Source organism: Mycobacterium sp., assembly GCF_032162105.1.
Classification (GTDB): Bacteria; Actinomycetota; Actinomycetes; order Mycobacteriales; family Mycobacteriaceae; genus Mycobacterium.
In genome coordinates this window covers 1-16780 of record NZ_JAVRPS010000148.1, presented here as the reverse complement: position 1 = coordinate 16780, position 16780 = coordinate 1, and the positions used below count along the sequence as shown (strand labels likewise).

At 67.8% G+C, this 16780-nt stretch carries 16 protein-coding genes and 1 pseudogene; 8 read left to right on the top strand and 9 right to left on the bottom strand.

Going from position 1 to position 16780, the window contains the following annotated elements; translation table 11 throughout:
- Window positions 1-195 precede the first annotated feature (195 nt).
- On the top strand, window positions 196-1659 hold the full coding sequence (locus QOC69_RS07360; RefSeq protein WP_526437868.1) for a protein adenylyltransferase SelO: 1464 nt from the start codon (window positions 196-198) through the stop codon (window positions 1657-1659).
- A gap of 7 nt (window positions 1660-1666) precedes the next feature.
- Here QOC69_RS07360 and QOC69_RS07355 read toward each other — a convergent pair whose 3' ends face one another.
- From QOC69_RS07355 to QOC69_RS07340, 4 genes are read right to left on the bottom strand one after another with little or no spacing between them, the layout of a single operon-like run.
- Complete coding sequence (locus tag QOC69_RS07355) at window positions 1667-4015, bottom strand: glycosyl hydrolase family 65 domain-containing protein (protein WP_526437866.1); 2349 nt, start codon at window positions 4013-4015, stop codon at window positions 1667-1669.
- Window positions 4012-4755, bottom strand: coding sequence for a beta-phosphoglucomutase family hydrolase (locus tag QOC69_RS07350; RefSeq protein ID WP_526437872.1), 744 nt, complete (start codon window positions 4753-4755; stop codon window positions 4012-4014). Before QOC69_RS07350 ends, QOC69_RS07355 begins: the two co-directional genes overlap by 4 nt.
- Window positions 4736-5125, bottom strand: coding sequence for a hypothetical protein (locus QOC69_RS07345; protein ID WP_526437864.1), 390 nt, complete (start codon window positions 5123-5125; stop codon window positions 4736-4738). The genes QOC69_RS07350 and QOC69_RS07345 overlap by 20 nt, the downstream gene beginning before the upstream one ends.
- 59 nt (window positions 5126-5184) lie before the next feature.
- On the bottom strand, window positions 5185-5676 hold the full coding sequence (locus tag QOC69_RS07340; RefSeq protein WP_526437862.1) for a MarR family winged helix-turn-helix transcriptional regulator: 492 nt from the start codon (window positions 5674-5676) through the stop codon (window positions 5185-5187).
- Window positions 5677-5748: 72 nt separating this feature from the next.
- Here QOC69_RS07340 and QOC69_RS07335 point away from each other — a divergent pair, with 72 nt between their 5' ends.
- From QOC69_RS07335 to QOC69_RS07325, 3 genes are read left to right on the top strand one after another with little or no spacing between them, the layout of a single operon-like run.
- The gene (locus QOC69_RS07335; RefSeq protein WP_526437860.1) at window positions 5749-6438 is read left to right on the top strand and encodes an NAD(P)-dependent oxidoreductase; all 690 of its coding nucleotides are present in this window, start codon (window positions 5749-5751) and stop codon (window positions 6436-6438) included.
- The gene (locus tag QOC69_RS07330; RefSeq protein ID WP_526437858.1) at window positions 6435-6941 is read left to right on the top strand and encodes an anthrone oxygenase family protein; all 507 of its coding nucleotides are present in this window, start codon (window positions 6435-6437) and stop codon (window positions 6939-6941) included. Before QOC69_RS07335 ends, QOC69_RS07330 begins: the two co-directional genes overlap by 4 nt.
- 11 nt (window positions 6942-6952) lie before the next feature.
- On the top strand, window positions 6953-7627 hold the full coding sequence (locus tag QOC69_RS07325) for a class I SAM-dependent methyltransferase (RefSeq protein WP_526437856.1): 675 nt from the start codon (window positions 6953-6955) through the stop codon (window positions 7625-7627).
- 112 nt (window positions 7628-7739) lie between these two features.
- On the opposite strand, the gene QOC69_RS07320 is transcribed toward QOC69_RS07325, so the two are convergent.
- Window positions 7740-8336 carry a DUF6611 family protein gene (locus QOC69_RS07320; RefSeq protein WP_526437853.1) on the bottom strand — a complete coding sequence of 199 codons (597 nt, stop codon included), beginning with the start codon at window positions 8334-8336 and terminating at the stop codon, window positions 7740-7742.
- 178 nt (window positions 8337-8514) lie between these two features.
- Here QOC69_RS07320 and QOC69_RS07315 point away from each other — a divergent pair, with 178 nt between their 5' ends.
- Both QOC69_RS07315 and QOC69_RS07310 read left to right on the top strand, forming a co-directional pair.
- Window positions 8515-10434: a potassium transporter Kup gene (locus tag QOC69_RS07315; protein ID WP_526437851.1), complete on the top strand. Its 1920-nt coding sequence runs from the start codon at window positions 8515-8517 to the stop codon at window positions 10432-10434.
- A 167-nt stretch (window positions 10435-10601) separates the two neighbouring features.
- Window positions 10602-10817: a long chain fatty acid-CoA synthetase Faa4p gene (locus QOC69_RS07310; RefSeq protein WP_526437870.1), complete on the top strand. Its 216-nt coding sequence runs from the start codon at window positions 10602-10604 to the stop codon at window positions 10815-10817.
- Window positions 10818-10822: 5 nt separating this feature from the next.
- Here QOC69_RS07310 and QOC69_RS07305 read toward each other — a convergent pair whose 3' ends face one another.
- Window positions 10823-11635: a CDP-diacylglycerol diphosphatase gene (locus QOC69_RS07305; protein ID WP_526437849.1), complete on the bottom strand. Its 813-nt coding sequence runs from the start codon at window positions 11633-11635 to the stop codon at window positions 10823-10825.
- A gap of 150 nt (window positions 11636-11785) precedes the next feature.
- Between QOC69_RS07305 and QOC69_RS07300 the strand changes: the two are divergent.
- A pseudogene (locus QOC69_RS07300) lies at window positions 11786-13155 on the top strand (LLM class flavin-dependent oxidoreductase).
- Window positions 13152-14375 (top strand): acyl-CoA dehydrogenase family protein, encoded by a 1224-nt coding sequence (locus tag QOC69_RS07295; protein WP_526437847.1) that lies wholly within the window; start codon window positions 13152-13154, stop codon window positions 14373-14375. Before QOC69_RS07300 ends, QOC69_RS07295 begins: the two are co-directional and overlap by 4 nt.
- 43 nt (window positions 14376-14418) lie before the next feature.
- Here the strand turns inward: QOC69_RS07295 and QOC69_RS07290 are convergent, their stop codons facing one another.
- From QOC69_RS07290 to QOC69_RS07280, 3 genes are all read right to left on the bottom strand, one after another.
- Window positions 14419-15186, bottom strand: coding sequence for an SDR family NAD(P)-dependent oxidoreductase (locus QOC69_RS07290; protein ID WP_526437845.1), 768 nt, complete (start codon window positions 15184-15186; stop codon window positions 14419-14421).
- A gap of 56 nt (window positions 15187-15242) precedes the next feature.
- Window positions 15243-16325, bottom strand: coding sequence for an ABC transporter permease (locus QOC69_RS07285; RefSeq protein ID WP_526437843.1), 1083 nt, complete (start codon window positions 16323-16325; stop codon window positions 15243-15245).
- The coding region (locus tag QOC69_RS07280) for an ABC transporter permease (RefSeq protein ID WP_526437841.1) at window positions 16322-16780 on the bottom strand (459 nt) is incomplete at its 5' end. The genes QOC69_RS07280 and QOC69_RS07285, both read right to left, overlap by 4 nt.

The window sequence follows — 16780 nt, the reverse complement described above, 5'->3', positions numbered from 1 at the left end:
TTCGACCGCTACGGGCTCACCTACACCACCGGGCCACTGGTGAAGCAGGTCGCCTCGGCATGGTTCAAGGTGATCCGGCTGTCGATCCCCAACGACGTTACAAGCGCGCCGCGGGTCCGTGCCACCGGACGGCAGGACGTGCACGCCGCCTGAGCTCCGGCGCGGGTGGCCGGTCGCGCTCCGTAGTCTGGACAGGTGAGCGTCACACCGGCCACCACCATCGTCCTGCGGGACCAGTTCGCCCGCGAGCTGCCGGAGATGGCCGTCCGGTGGCAGGCCGAGGCCGCACCCGACCCGCGACTTCTGGTGCTCAACGAGGCACTGGCGGCAGAACTCGGCCTCGACGCGGCGTGGCTGCGGAGCGCTGACGGGGTCGGCCTATTGGTCGGTGCCCGGGTTCCCGACGGTGCCGCCCCCGTCGCACAGGCATACGCGGGGCACCAGTTCGGCGGCTTCGTCCCGCGCCTGGGCGACGGGCGCGCGCTACTGCTCGGCGAGCTCGTCGACGCCGACGGGCGCGGTCGCGACCTTCACCTCAAGGGCTCTGGGCGGACGACGTTCGCGCGCGGTGGCGACGGGTTGGCTGCCGTCGGTCCGATGCTGCGCGAGTACGTCATCAGCGAGGCGATGCACGCCCTGGCCATCCCCACCACCCGAGCCCTGGCCGTGGTGGCGACGGGACGCGCGGTGCACCGGGAGACGGCGCTGCCGGGGGCCGTGCTCGCCCGGGTCGCGGCGAGCCATCTGCGCGTCGGTAGCTTCCAGTACGCCGCCAACAGCGCGGACCCAGATCTGTTGCGGCGCCTCGCCGACTACGCGATCGCCAGGCACTACCCCGACGCAGGCGACGCCGAGCACCGTTACCTCGCGCTGTTCGAGGCGGTCGTCGCCGCCCAGGCGTCGCTGGTGGCCAGGTGGATGCTCGTCGGGTTCGTGCACGGAGTCATGAACACCGACAACATGACGATCTCCGGCGAGACCATCGACTACGGGCCGTGTGCCTTCATGGAGGCCTACGACCCGGTCACCGTCTTCAGCTCGATCGACTACGCCGGGCGTTACGCCTACGGCAACCAGCCCGCGGTGGCCGAGTGGAACCTGGCCCGTTTCGCCGAGACCCTCCTTCCGCTCTTCGCCGACGACGCTGATGAGGCGATAGCGCTCGCGACGGAGTCCCTCGGCGGTTTCCGCCACCGTTACGCGGCCGCCTGGGCTGCCGGCATGCGGGCGAAGGTCGGCCTGCCCGACGGAGTCGACGAGGCGGTCACGGCGCAGTTGGTCGACGACCTTCTGGCGCTGCTCGAGCAGAGCCGGGTCGACTACACCTCGTTCTTCCGTCACCTCGGCCGGGCGGCCCGCGGCGACGCCGAGCCCGCGCGGGGCCTGTTCGTCGACCTCGCCGCGTTCGACGACTGGCTGGCGCGCTGGCGGGCGCTGGGTCCCGACGCCGACGCGATGGACCGGGTGAACGCCATCTACATTCCGCGCAACCACCTGGTCGAAGAAGCCCTCGCCGCGGGGACGGACGGCGACCTGGCTCCGCTCGAGAACCTGCTGATGGCGGTGGCCGCACCCTACGACGAGCGTCCCGGCCTCGAGCGCTACGCCGAAGCCGCGCCTCGGGACTTCGGCGACTACCAAACCTTCTGCGGGACCTGAGGTTCGCTCAGCGGCGTGATATCGGTTGCAGCCCCGGCGGCTGCGGCGGCGGCGGCAGCAGCGCCTCCCGCGGGCGTAGCGCGACCGTCGTCGGGCTCTGCGTGCCGAGGGTGAGGTGCTGCCCGCCGTGGCGGATGGCCAACGTACCGTCCGGCCCGTCGCGCAGGATGTAGCGCACCCGAGCATGGTCGACGTCGACGATGAGCCGAAATCCGCGCCAGCGCAACCGAAAGCGCAGCCGCGAAATACCCTCCGGCAGTTGCGGATCCAAGGCCAGCACGCCTTCGTCGTCGCGCAGGCCGCCGAACCCGGCGACCAGCGCCGTCCACGATCCGGCCAGTGATGCCATGTGCAGGCCGTCGCGGGTGTTGTGGTGCAGGTCGCGAAGATCGATCACGGCGGCTTCATAGGTGTAGTCGTGTGCGAGCTCCAAGTGTCCGACTTCGGCGCACAGCACGGCCTGCGTACACGCCGACAGCGACGAATCCCGCGTCGTGCGCCGCTCGTAGTAGTCGACGTTGCGCGCCTTCTGCTCCGGGGTGAAGGCGTGGCCCTGCCAGTGCATCGCCAAGACCAGGTCGGCTTGCTTGGTCACCTGCGACGGGTACAGCCGCACATAGGCTTCGTGCAACAACAGCGGGTACTCGGTGTCCTCGGTGAAGTTCCACTCGCGCAGTGTGGTGAACCCCTCGCACTGCTCGTGCACCCCCAGTTCGGGGTCGTATGGAATGTGCACGGCGGCAGCGGCATCCCGCCATGCGGCGGTCTCCTCGGTGGTGACACCCATGTCCTGGGCCGCTACGGGATGGCGCTCGCACGCCTGTGCCGCGATGCGCAGATTGTGCGCGGCCATCAAGTTCGTGAACACGTTGTCGCGGACCACCGCGGTGTACTCGTCGGGACCGGTCACGCCGTCCAGGTGCCACCGGCCGTGCCGATCGTGGTGGCCAAGGGAATGCCACAGCCTCGCGGTCTCCACCAACACGGCCAGTCCGCATTCGGCTTCCAGCGTGTGGTCGCCGGTCACCACCCGGTAGCGCTCGAGCGCCGTCGCGATGTCGGCGTTGATGTGCCAGGCCGCGGTGCCCGCCGGCCAGTACGCCGAGCATTCGTGGCCCGCGATGGTGCGCCACGGGAACGCAGCACCGGCCAGATCGAGTTCGGCGGCTCGCTCACGCGCGAGGTCCAGCGTCGACGCCCGCCACCGCAGTGCGTCCGCCGCCGCCTCAGGGGCGGTGTAGGTCAGCAGCGGCAACACGAATCCCTCGGTGTCCCAGAACGCGTGCCCGTCATAACCCGTGCCGGTCAGCCCCTTGCCGGGGATGGCGCGGCGCTCGGCGCGGGCGCTGGCCTGCAACACGTGAAAGAGGCCGAACCGCACTGCCTGCTGGCAGTCGGGGTCGCCTTCCACCTCGACGTCGGCGCTGTCCCAGAACTCGTCAAGGTAGGCGCGCTGGCTCTCCACGAGACCCTGCCAACCCGTGTAACGGGCACCGTCGATGCCCCCGGCCACCTGATCGCGCAGCGCCGGCCGCGACCTCAGACTCGACCAGCCATAGGCGAGGTACTTCACGATCCGCAATTGCTGACCGGGGCGCAAACCGCAGATGACCGTCGTGCGGGCCCAGTCCTCCCCGGCGTCGGTGGCCACTTCGACGCGGCCGGGCACCTCCACGATGTGGTCCATCGCCGCGGCCATCATGAGCCCGCTGGCCCTGGTGCGATGAATCAGCATGGCGCTGCGATCGGCGGACTCGAAGGCCACCGATTCCAACGGCTTGCACAGCGCCGCCGCGACCCGGGGATCGGCCGCCGGTTCCGGCTGGTCCTCGTTGGCGACCAGCTCGGATTGCACGGTCATACGGGTGAATTCGTCGACTGCCTCAACCACGTAGTCGATGGCCACGACGCTGCGATGCGTCAGTGACACCAGCCTGGTGGAGCGCACCCGAATCTGTTTGCCCGCCGGTGAGCGCCATCGGGCCTCCCGCACGAGCGTGCCCGCGCGCAGGTCGAGCACCCGCTCGTGCTCGACGAGTTCGCCGTAACGCACGTCGAACGGTTCGTCGTCGACCAGCAGGCGCATGACCTTGCCGTTGGTAACGTCGATCAGCGTCTGCCCGTCCTCCGGATAGCCGTAGCCGGCCTCGGCGTAGGGCAGCGGCCGGGTTTCATAGAACGAGTTGAGATAGGTGCCCGGAAGTCCGTGCGGCTCGCCCTCGTCCAGGTTGCCCCGCAGTCCGATGTGCCCGTTGGACAGCGCGAACACCGACTCGGACTGAGCGAGCAGGTCGAGGTTCAACGAGGTTTCGCGCACGTGCCACGGCTCGACCGGGTAGGCGTCGTCGTCGATCATGACGTCGGAAGCAGTTCGGCGAGGTCTTTGACCACGACGTCGGCGCCGTTGCGGCGCAACGCTTCTGCGTGATCGACGCGGTCCACCCCGATCACCACGCCGAAATGGCCGGCGTGCCCAGCCTGCACTCCGGCGATCGCATCCTCGAACACGGCCGCCGCACCGGGTGCCACGCCAAGCAGCTCTGCACCGCGGAGATACGAATCGGGTGCAGGCTTGCCGGGGATGTGCTCGTCGCGCATGGTCACCGCGTCGACGCGCCGCGCGACGAACCGGTCGAGGCCGGTGACCTCCAGCACTTCGCGGGTGTTGGCGCTCGAGGACACCACCGCGATCGCGAGTCCGGCGCCGTGCACCGCTTCCAGGTACTTCCTGGAACCCTCGAAGACCTTGACCCCCTCGCCGTGCAGAACCTGCTGAAACAGCACGTTCTTGCGGTTTCCGAGCCCGTTCACCGTCTCCGCCCCTGGATCATCGTCCTGGTCGCCTTCTGGCAGCGTGATGCCACGGCTGGTCAGGAACGACCGCACCCCGTCCTCACGCTTCTTGCCGTCGACATAGGTCGCATAGTCGCCGTCGATGTCGAACGGCCGAAACTGCTCACCGTGACGTTCGGCGTGTGCCTGCAGATAGTCGTCGAACATCGATTTCCACGCCTTGCGGTGCACGCTGGCGGTGTCGGTCAGCACTCCGTCGAGGTCGAACAGACACGCACGCACGTCATCGGGCAGACCCAGCACCACCGACCCCACTTCCGCGATTGCCGTGCGCGGCCAGCGCCAGTCGCCGTCGAATGTTGACGCTTCGAATGTCGTCCCGCAGAACGATGTCCGGCCAGGGCGGACGGCGCAGTACGGCCAGTGTGGCTATCACCGCCGACGCCAGCCCGGTGATCACACCGAGCAGCGCTATGCGGTTCTGGTCGACCGCGGCAGTCCAGGAGACGTCACCGCCGCGGATCACGAACACCCCGATCGGCGTGGCGGAGCCGCCGCCGCGGACCCTGGCGACGGGAATGACCGTGGCGCCATCGACGTGTATCGGCTCACCGTAGACGCCCATGCCGACGAGGTCGGTGGGTAGGCGATCGAAGATGTCTGGATGGTTCATGAGCGAACCCTAACGACTCAAGCTGGGGATGACACTGAACTCAGCACCAACCGCTCGGCTCAGCAGTTCACTTCGCCGGTGCCGAGACCGGGATGGACACCCGGGATCAGACCCGCGCTGTAGGCGATCCGCTGCAGAAGCTCGCGCAGGGTGTTTCGTTCACCGGCCGACAGCGGCTCGGTGACCGTGTCCTCGAGCGCGTCGGTCGCCTCGTCGAGGTCGGGCAGGAGTCTGCGGGCTCGATCGGTGAGAGTGACCGCGAAGGCGCGGCGATCCTCGGGATGGGCCATGCGTTTGACCAGTCCGTCGGCCTCGAGGGCGTCGACGACGGTCACCATCGCGTTGCGGTGGATGCCGAGTCGGGCCGACAGCTGACGCTGGGACTGGCCGTTCTCGGTCGCCAGCGCCATGAGCACCGCGAAGGTCCGCGGCTCCACGCCCATGCCGCTCATCCGGCGCTGAAACTCGGCGGCGACGTGAGAGCCCAGCTGGGACAGCAGAAACGGGATGCGTTCGTCGAGCGCGGCGATGCCGGTCGGCCGATCTTCCATTGGCGCACACTAGCACTCTGGATGATTGTCACGTAGTGTGATGATCACTATCAGTGACGATTAGGAGCTACCGTGAAGCTGGCAATATTTGGCGCCAACGGGCAGACCGGCCGCCTGGCGACCGCACTGGCCCTTGATGCAGGACACCAAGTTCTGGCGGTGACCCGCCGCCCGCGTGAGTTCCCGCTCGCCGGGCCGGGTTTGACGGTGGTCGAGGCCGACGTACGGGACGCGTCCGCCGTCCTGCCGATCGTCGTGGGGGTCGACGCCGTCGTGTCCACGCTCGGCGTCTCGTTCACCCGCGAGCCGGTCGACACGTACTCGGTGGGCACCGCCAACATCGTGGCCGCCATGCACGCCGCTCGGGCGCGGCGACTGGTCGTGGTCAGCTCGACGGCTGCGTACCCCACTCGTCGCAGCCACTCCTCGCTCACGCTGCGGTTGGTGGAGCCGATTCTCACCAGGACGATCGGCAAGACCGTGTACGACGACGTCCGGCGCATGGAGAGCCTCGTCCGTGACAGCGGCCTGGACTGGACGGTCGTTCGCCCATCGGGTCTGTTCGACCTGCCCGAACGCACCGACTACGTTCGCGGGGAGGTCGATCCCGTCGGCGCGTTCACCGCGCGCATCGACCTGGCCGACTACCTGCTGTCGCTGGCGGCTGACTCGGCGAGCGCGCGGCGGACCGTCATCATCTCGACCACCGAGGGCACCCCAAGCCTTTGGCAGATGATCCGGCGGGAAGCCGCCGCCTCGTGACGCGGATCGTGACGCCGACCGCCTTCGTCGCCGTACTCTTCAGCGGCCTGTTCGCTGGATTCCTCACCACCGTCCTGGTCTTCGAAGCCAGCCTGCGAAGCTACGGGGCCACGGTGTACACCCAGGTCCGCCTCATCGAACTCGCTCACCTCGATGACCTGGCCACCGGGCTCCTGGTGCCGGCCATGCTCGGCTCGGCGGCGTTGGCCCTGGCCTTGATTCGCCGGCGCGACGGCGGTCGCTGGCTCGCGCTGACCGCCGTGCTCCTGCTGCTGGTGACCATTGTGATCAGTGTGTCGATCAGCGTGCCGATCAACACCGCCCAGCTGAGCTGGTCCGTCGTGGCCCCGCCGGCCGATTGGTCGGCTGTCCGTGACCGTTGGCAACTGGCCCATGTCGTGCGCACCACCACCGCTGTGCTGGCCTTCGTGCTGCTGACCGCAACGGTGCTGCGCCTTCGCTGGTCCCGCAACTCAGTCGAACCGTCGGCCACCAAAGGGTAGAAAGGTTAATCATGACCGCACCAAGGGATTTCACGTTCGAATCCGCCTACCGGGGCGAGGTCCCCGGTCTCGGGGACAGCCCCAAACCGCCGTGGAGCATCGGCGAACCGCAGCCCGAGCTCGCCGCGCTGATCGAGCAAGGGAAGTTCCACGGCGACGTGCTCGACGTGGGATGCGGTGAGGCGGCGATCTCACTGGACCTCGCCGAACGCGGCCACACCACCGTCGGGCTCGACTTGTCGCCGACCGCCATCGATCTCGCCAGGGCGGAGGCCGCCAAGCGCGGGCTGACGAACGCCACCTTCGACGTCGCTGACATCAGCGACTTCACCGGATACGACGGTCGCTTCGGCACGATCGTCGACAGCACGCTGTTCCACTCCATTCCCGTCGAGGCGCGAGAGGGATACCTGCGGTCGATCGTGCGCGCCGCCGCTCCTGGGGCGTCGTACTTCGTGCTGGTCTTCGACCGGGCGAGCATGCCCGACGGCCCGGCCAACGCCGTGACCGACGATGAGCTGCGTGACGTCGTGTCGAAGTACTGGACGGTCGACGAGATCAGGCCCGCCCGCCTTCACGGCCGTCTGCCAGAAGGCTTCTCGGTGCTGCCGTTCGGGGATGTCCGCGACGAGCCGAACGGATGCAAGTCGGTGCCCGGCTGGCTGCTGACCGCACACCTGCCCTGATCGCCCTACTCGTCACAGCTTCGACTGGCGCCACGGCGGTTGACGTAGCCCAACGCGGCGAAGACGGCGGCTACCCCGCCCATCACCGAAATCACCTGAAACAGGTCAGCCATCAGTGCGCCCTTCCACTTCGGGTCGTTCCAGCGGTGTCTCGGCCGAGACGGTCGTACACCCGCCACCAGACGGCCTCGTGCTGAGCCGGGGAGATACCGCCCTGCTCGCGCAGTTCGTCGGCGGCGCACAGGATGGCCACCAACGCCTTCAGTTCGGTGTACGTCGCGACGTCGCCCAACTTCGAATACCCGGCGACGAGCACCACCGACATCGCGCGCACCCGCGTCCGCACGTCGCCCAGCATCATGAAAAGCGTTGCACCGGTGCCCACGTACAGGACGGTCGCGGCCACCGCGGCCATCGACGCGCTCGGGGTGCCGCCGAACGGAATCACGACCAGCAGCCAGACCAGCGCACCCCAGATCGGCCAGCGCTGCCACAACCGCAGCAGTCGCCGCTCGACGTCGGTGATCCCCGGAGGAAACACGACCAATCGGTAGCTTCGAAACCCCTGCCGGCTCGCGACGAAGTCGATCGAACCCCACGACCGCTGCCCGTCGAGGACGCGGGCCCACCACCTCGCGACGGGCCGCTGCGGCGCGGGATCGCGACCCAGATCCAGGCGCGCGATCGGACAGTCCTTTTCCTCGGTCACGCCATCGGTTCTACGGGCATCCGCGGGGGCGCGAGGACCCTCCTAACGGTTTTCTTACGCCTGAGAGGCAGATCCTTGCGGGCCGACCAACAGCCGGCGTTGGCGTGCTGCGATCGACCGTGCCGAACTACAGTTGATCCGCCGCCTCGCCATGCGGTCACGACTCGAGGAGCTAGCCGTGCACCCGACATCCGAGACCGCTGCAAGCCCGATCCGACTGGCCCTCGTGGTCGGCGCGCTCGGGGTCGTGTTCGGTGACATCGGGACGAGCCCGATCTACACGATCCAAACGGTCTTCAATCCTGCCGACCCGCACCCCGTGCCGATCAGCACCGACAACGTGTACGGCGTCGTGTCGGTGATCTTCTGGTCGGTCATGATCATCGTCACCCTGACCTACATCAGCCTGGTAATGCGCGCCGACAACGACGGTGAGGGCGGCATCATGGCGCTCATCACCATGCTGCGCCGGTGGAGCGTGGCGGACGGCCGTCGTCGCACCGCCCTGATGCTTGCCGCGCTGGGCCTCTTCGGCGCCGCGCTGTTCTTCGGCGACAGCATGATCACCCCCGCGATCTCGGTGTTGTCGGCCGTGGAGGGGCTCAAGGTGGTCCAACCGGACCTCGAACAGTGGATCGTGCCGATCACCGCGGTGATCATCGTGGCGCTGTTCGCCGTGCAGCGCCAGGGCACCGCCATCGTCGGCCGCTTCTTCGGGCCGGTGATGATCCTCTGGTTCACCGCCATCGGCGCCTGCGGCGTCAACGGCATCCTCGGTCATCCGGAGATCCTCAAGGCGCTCTCGCCGTTCTATGCGCTGAAGTTCATGACCGGGCACTTCCACATCGCGTTCTTCGCGCTGGCGGCGATCGTGCTGGCGGTCACCGGCGCGGAGGCGCTGTACGCCGACATGGGCCACTTCAGTCGGCGGCCCATCGTCCTGGGGTGGCTGTTCCTCGTCCTGCCTGCGTGCGTGCTCAGCTACTTCGGCCAGGGTGCGCTGATACTCGGCGACGAGACCACGGTGAGTGCGCCGTTCTTTCTGCTCACTCCGGAATGGGCGCGGTTGCCGATGGTGCTGCTGGCCACCGCCGCCACCGTCATCGCGTCCCAGGCCGTGATCACCGGGGCCTACTCGGTGGCGTCGCAGGCAGCACAACTCGGCTACCTGCCGAGGCTGCGCGTGGTGCACACCTCGGCGTCGGCCTACGGCCAGGTCTACGTGCCGTCGATCAACGCCATTCTGATGGTCGGCGTGCTGGTCCTGGTGTTCTCGTTCCGAAGCTCCGCCGCCCTGGCGTACGCGTTCGGCATGGCGGTGACCGGAACGATCACCATCACCACACTGCTGTTCCTCTACATCGCGCGGACGCGGTGGCAGACCCCGCTATGGCTGGTGCTCATCGGCGGCGGCGCCCTGGTGCTGATCGACCTGCTATTCCTGGCGGCCAACCTGACCAAACTCGTCCACGGGGCGTGGCTGCCGCTCCTGATCGCGATGGTGGCGTTCACGGTGATGCGGACCTGGGAGCAAGGACGAATCATCGTCACCCGAGAACGGGAGGAAGCCGAGGGATCGCTGCGCGAGTTCGTCGACGAGATCGCCAACTGCCAGCCGCCTTTGGTGCGAGTGCCCGGCACGGCGGTATTCCTCAACCGCGGCAAGGAGACCGCCCCGCTGGCGATGCGGGCCAATGTCGAGCACAACCACGTACGCCACGAACAGTGCGTCATCATGGCCATCGAAACGCTGCCCATCCCGCGCGTTTCAGACTCCGAGCGGGTGAAAGTCGATGCGCTTGGCTACGAGAAGGACGGAATCATCCACGTCACCGCGAACTTCGGCTACATGGAAACGCCGAACGTCACCGGTGCGCTCCGCCTGCTCGACCCGGCGCAGACCGAAGGCCCAGTCGCCGTTGACGACGCCTCCTACTTCCTGTCGAAGTTGGAACTGGCCAGGGGCAAGGCTCCAGGAATGTCGGCTTGGCGCAAACGGCTGTTCATCGCCACCGCCAAGTTCAGCGCCGACGCCAGCCACTACTTCGGCCTGCCCGAGGACCGGACGGTGATCATGGGCGAGCGCATCGAAGTTTGACAGGGCCTAGACCGATTGGGTTTCCGGCTCGATGCGCACTATTCTTGCGCGCGGTTCGTCGTCGACTCAGGAAAGCTCTCATGCCCACCCAGCCCTCCACGAGGCGTGCACCGCTGCTTCGCACCGTTCGCAGCCAACGCACCACTCGCCGCGTCAGTTGGCCGACCATCGGTCAGTGTTTCGACATCGAAGTCAGCCGCGAACTGGACGGGTGGCTGATCCGGATCCCCGAGATCGGCGGCGTCACCCACACCAGCCGCCGTGCCACGGTCGAGTTGGCGGCGCGCAAGTGCATCGCCACCAAGACCGGCATCCCCATCGGCTACGTCGTGGTGTCCTGTCCACGACCGAACTCCCCTGGCGCCGAGACACTTTCGCCGTAACCGACTTATTTGCCGGTCACCGGGGCGGCACAGGACGTGTGGTCCTGCAACGACTCTCCGCTCCCCCTGTCGCCGGTGGCCGCATCCGCATGATCGGCGAGAACGACGAACCCCGGCTCGCCGTCTGGGCCCACCGTGCCCACCACGACGAGCGTCTGGTCGCCCATCGCGGCGCGTGCGCCAGGGAGGCCGTCGGCCAGGAGCGTTACCGGGTTGACCGCATCCAGATCCTCGCCGCGCACAGCGACGGCGCTGTAGTGATGGCCGGCTAGCGGCACCGGGAACGAGGTCCATTCGGTACCGATCTCCGAAGCGTGCCGAATGAACTCTTCGTGTACGTCGGCTCGCACGCAGTCGACGTGGATGTGAAACTGCGTCTGCGATCGTGCCTGCTCGGAGTTGATCGCGAGGCTCAGCCAATCGCGCGGCAACGCCCGTCCGGCGCGCTCCTCCACGAAGGAGCGTGCGCGCCAGGCGGCCGCGAAGTAATTGGTGGCGTCCGGCGCCAGGATCTCCTGACTCTCGATGCCGGTGATACGACCGGTCGGGATGAGGAGGAACTGCAGCGGCCCGACCAGGTCCTTGAGCACCGCATACCCCTTCTCCTCGCCTGCGCCCAGGTCGACCTGCGCGCAGGGGGCGGGATCACCGTTCTGCTGCTGGTACGGGACGCAGCTGCCGTTGACGATGTTCCACAGGGCATTCGGATCACCCTGCGCTGCGCTGATCCCAGCGCTGGGCAACGCCGACAACATCACCGCAGCGAGAGCCAGCCCGGCCCGAATCCCGCGACGGGCCAACGTCTCTGAATTCCGCACGGCACTCACCCTAGCGTCGCAGGTTGGCGAATGCCCGCGACAAAGAATCGCGTCGATTCCATGACTATCCCTCCGAACGCCGTTGCGCCATGGTGACCGAGCCATCGTCTGCCTGCCGCCGACGCCGAACCCGTCCTCGGAGGCCAATCCGTGACCCGCCAGATCCATCTCAACGCGTTCGACATGAACTGCGTGTCGCACATCGTGGCAGGCACGTGGCGGCACCCGGAGTCGCAGGCCGCGCGCTACAAGGACCTCGAATACTGGACCGACCTGGCCAAGCTGCTCGAGCGCGGGCTGTTCGACGGGCTCTTCATCGCCGACGTGCTCGGCATCTACGACGTGTACGGCGGCGGGCCCGAGGCAGCCCTGCGGTCTGGTGCGCAGGTGCCGGTGAACGACCCGCTGCTGGTGGTGCCTGCGATGGCGGCCGTGACCAAGCACCTCGGGTTCGGCATCACGGCGGCCACGTCGTTCGAGCACCCGTATTCGTTCGCGCGCCGGATGTCCACGCTCGACCACCTCACGAAGGGGCGCGTCGGCTGGAACATCGTCACCGGCTATCTGGAGAGCGCGGCCCGCAACCACGGTCTGGACACGATCACGCCGCACGCCGACCGCTACGACATCGCCGACGAGTACACGGAGGTCCTGTACAAGCTGTGGGAGGGGTCCTGGGAGGACGACGCCGTCGGCACCGAAGTGGGCCGCGCGCACTACGCCGATCCGGCGAAGGTGCACCCGATCGGGCACGAGGGCAAGCACTTTCGCGTCCCCGGCATCCACTTGTGCGAACCGTCACCGCAGCGCAGTCCTGTGCTCTACCAGGCCGGTGCGTCCAACCGCGGCAAGCAGTTCGGAGCGGAGAACGCCGAGGTCATCTTCATCGGCGCGCCCACCAAGGAGGTGCTACGCGAGGCCGCGGCCGACATCCGCGCCCGCGCGGTGGCCGCAGGGCGGGACCCCTACGACGTCAAGATCGTCAACGGCCACGTCGTGGTCACCGGCGCCACCGAGGCCGCGGCCCGGGCACGGTACGACGACCTCCGCCGCTACACCGACCCCGAGGGTGCGCTCGCGTTGTGGTCGGGCTGGCTGGGCACCGACCTGTCCGCTTCGACCTCGACGACCCGGTCGCGGTCACCGACAACGAGTACCTGAAGTCGTCGGTGGCGATGTTCGGCCAGGGCCAGTGGACGTTGCGCGACTTCGTTGACGCGCACGCGATCGACGCGGAGGGTGGCTTCACCGTGGGCTCGCCGTCGCAGGTGGCCGACGACCTGCAGGAGTGGGTCGAGGAGACCGACGTCGACGGCTTCAACCTCACCAATGCGATCACCCCCGGCTCGTTCGTCGACTTCGTCGAGTACGTCGTGCCCGAACTGCAACGACGTGGGGCATACAAGACGTCCTACGACGAAGGCACCCTGCGCCACAAGCTGTTTGGGCATGGCCCACGCCTGCCCGAAACCCACCGCGCGGCGCGCTACCGCCGTGTCACCCAGGAGGTAACCCGATGACAGTGACAGAATCCCACACCGAATCGCTGACCTACGGCTCCGACCGGCTGGCCCGGCTCATCGCCGCCATCGGCGAAGGCGCCCTCGAGCGGGAGCGCACCGGCGAGCGGCCGTTCGCCGCAATCGATCTCGTCCGCCGCGAGCGCCTCGGCGCGCTGCGGGTTCCCCGCGAGGACGGCGGCGGCGGGGCGAGCCTGCGCGAGCTGTTCGCCGTCGTGATCGCGCTGGCGACCGTCGACGTGAACGTAGCGCACATCCTGCGCGGCCACTTCGCTCACGTCGAGGAGCGCCTGCGCCTCGACGCCGACCAACGGCGACGCGTGACCGATCTGGCTTTGCGCGGCGCGATCGTCGGCAATGCGTCGACCGAGCTCGGTTCGACGCCGGCCGGGGCGTTCAGCTGGAAGACGCGACTCACGCGCGATGGCGACGGCTTCCGGTTGAACGGCACCAAGTACTTCACCACCGGCACGCTGTACGCGGACTACGCCGAGGTGCTCGCGAGTGACCCCGACGGTGCGACGGTGATCGCGCTGGTGCCCACCGATCGGGCCGGCGTCACCGTGCTCGACGACTGGGACGGCATGGGGCAACGCGCCACCGGCACCGGCACCGCGACCTTCGAGAACGTCGCGGTGACGCCGGACGAGACGCTGCAATTCGCACCGCCGGACACCGACAGCGAGCCGCCGCCGCTCTACCTGTCGGGCGCGTTCTTCCAGCTGTACGTGACCGCGCTCGAGGCCGGCGTGTTGCACGCGCTGCGCGCCGACGCCGTCGCGCACGTGCACCAGCGGGCGCGCAGCTTCGCGTGGGCGCCGTCGCCGTCGGCACCGGACGATCCGTTGCTGCAGCGCGAGATCGGTGAGATCGCCAGCGCCGCGTTCGCGGCCGAGGCCACCGTGCTGGCCGCGGCCGACGCCCTCGCGATCGCCTTCGACGCGGCGGTTCAGGGCACCGACCCGGATCTCGAGCTCGCGCACCGGGCGTCGCTTGCGGCGGCGTCGGCCAAGGTCGTCGTCGATGCGCTTGGGCAGAAGGCGGCGTCCCAGATCTTCGACGTCGGCGGAGCGTCGGTGGTGCGGCAGTCCCACCTCCTGGACCGGCACTGGCGCAACATCCGGACGCTGGCATCGCACAACCCCACCTCGTATAAGGCGCAGGCAATCGGCGCCTACCACGTGCGCGGCACGAAACTGCCTGGAAGCGGCTACTTCTGAGCCTCCGTCGGTGGACCACGCGCGCCGAACGGACCTCCTAGGATCAGTAAATGGTGTAGCCGCCGTCGATGACGACGACAGATCCGGTCATGAACGCGGACGCGTCGGAGGCCATGTAAACGACGGTGGGGGCGATTTCCTCGGGTAGGGCGAATCGCTTCATTGGGACGTCTTCGATCCAGTGCTGGCGGAAGTCCGGGTTGTCAACGGGGGCCATTTCGGTCTTCACGTAGCCGGGGGCGATGGCATTGACCCGAATGTTGTACGGAGCCCATTCCGCTGCCAGGGACTTCGTGAGCTGGTGTACCGCTGCCTTGGACGCGTTGTAGGAAGGCTGCCACTGCGGACGGTTGACGATGATGGAGCTGATCGAGCCGACGTTGAGGATGTTGCCGCCGCCATGGTCCTTCATGTAGGCGCCGGCAACTCGGCTGAGCCGCCACAGGGACCGTGTGTTCACGTCGAAGACGTGATCCCACTCCTCGTCGCTGATCTCCAATGCAGGCCGATGGATCGCCAGGCCGGCGTTGTTGAGCAGCAGGTCGAGCCCGCCGAGCCGTTCCACGGCGCCTTCGACGGCGATGGCGGGACCGTCGGGCGCGGTGATGTCGACCTCGAAGGCCTGGACGTTCAGCCCCTCCTCAGCCAGTGCAGCCACGGCAGCGGTGTTGCGATCGGCGTCCCGGGAGACGAAGACGACTTCGGCGCCAGCCTCGGCCAGCCCCCGGACGAAGGCCAACCCGAGGCCGCGGTTGCCGCCCGTGACGAGGGCGCGCTTGCCGGTGAGGGAGAAGGTATCGAGAACACGCATCAGTTTCTCTCCATTCTTGAGCAGACGTGAACTGCATTGGGGGTGTTGACCATTGGTCAACCGGTGCCGCGGAACCTGCCGGTGGTCAATCCATTGAGCAGTGCGGCGAGGATGAGGACGACGCCGAGGGCGAGCAGTTGGAACTGGGTGCCTGCGTTGCCTTCGAAGTACAGGATGATGCCGGCGTTGAGCCAGACGATCAGCACGGTGGCGAGCAGGACGCCGGCCAAGCGTCCGATGCCACCGGTGATGGCGACGCCGCCGAGGACGGCGATGGTGATCGCCGGGAGCGCAAGGCCGTTGCCTGAGGTTCCGGCGTCGGGCCGGGCGGACGCGAATTCCGCGGTGATGTACACCGCGACCAGACCTGAGAGGACTCCGGACAGAATGTAGGCCCGCATCCGGGTACCGGCGACGCCGATGCCGGCCCATCGGGCGGCGGTGTCGTTGGTGCCGACGGCGTAGAGCCTGCGTCCGTAGGTGCCGCGGCCGAGGACGAGCCAGAGGATGACAAGCACGGGAACCAGGAATGTGAACACCCCGAGCGGGACGTCGGGGATGTAGTCGCCGATGAACGGGATGCGGACGGACCCGGTCAGCGAGTAGAGGTCTTGGATCTGCGTGCTGTTGATGGGTTTCTGGTCGTTGATGACCAGTGCGACGGACTTGTAGGCGTAGTAGGTGGCCAGGGTCGCGATGAGGGCAGGGAAGCCGATGTGGGCGATGAGGAATCCGTTGACGCCCCCGAGGACGCCGCCGACGAGCAGGGCGAGCGGGATCGCCGCCCACAGCGGCCATCCCCACTGGCCGTAGGCGAATCCGAAGATCATCCCGACCAGGGACACCATCGCACCGACGGAGAGGTCGATACCGCCGCGGCCGGACACGATCACGATGAGTTCGGCGAATCCCAGCATGGCCAGTGGGACGGCGTCGATGAGAGTGGCTGACATGTAGTCGAAGTCGTACTCACCGGTGAGGTATCCGTTGGCGCTCAGGTACATCAACACGAGAACGACGCCGACGATCAGCACGCCGAGCAGCACGATTCGCTGCGTCATGACGGCTTCCAGGATCCGGTTTGCCAGCGGCCGGGCAGCAGGTTTCTCGGTGATGGGCGAGGCGGTGTCCAAGCTCACGCCGACCTCCTCGCGCGTTGGCGCACTAGATCGGTTCCGACAGCGAGGACGATGAAGATTCCGACGAAGAGGTCGGATAGTTGTGAGGGCCAGCCGAGTTGGGTGACGCCGGATTTCACGGTTTGGACGAGAAGCGCGCCAAGGAGAGTGCCGAGCACGGAGCCGCGACCGCCCATGATCGACGTACCACCGATCACCACTGCGGCGATGACCGCGAGTTCTTGTCCGTTGCCGACGGATTGGTCGAGGCTCGAGGTGCCCTTCGCCAGGGTGAAGATCGAGGCCAGCCCGATCAGGACACCGGTGATCACGTAGGTCAGCAGGACCCGGCGCTGCACCCTGATTCCGGCGAGCCGGGCGGCGACGGCGTCGCCCCCGATGCCGAGGAAATGACGACCCCCGGCGGTGTGCCGCAGGTACCACCAGGCGACGGCGGCGAGCAGGACCGTGATGGC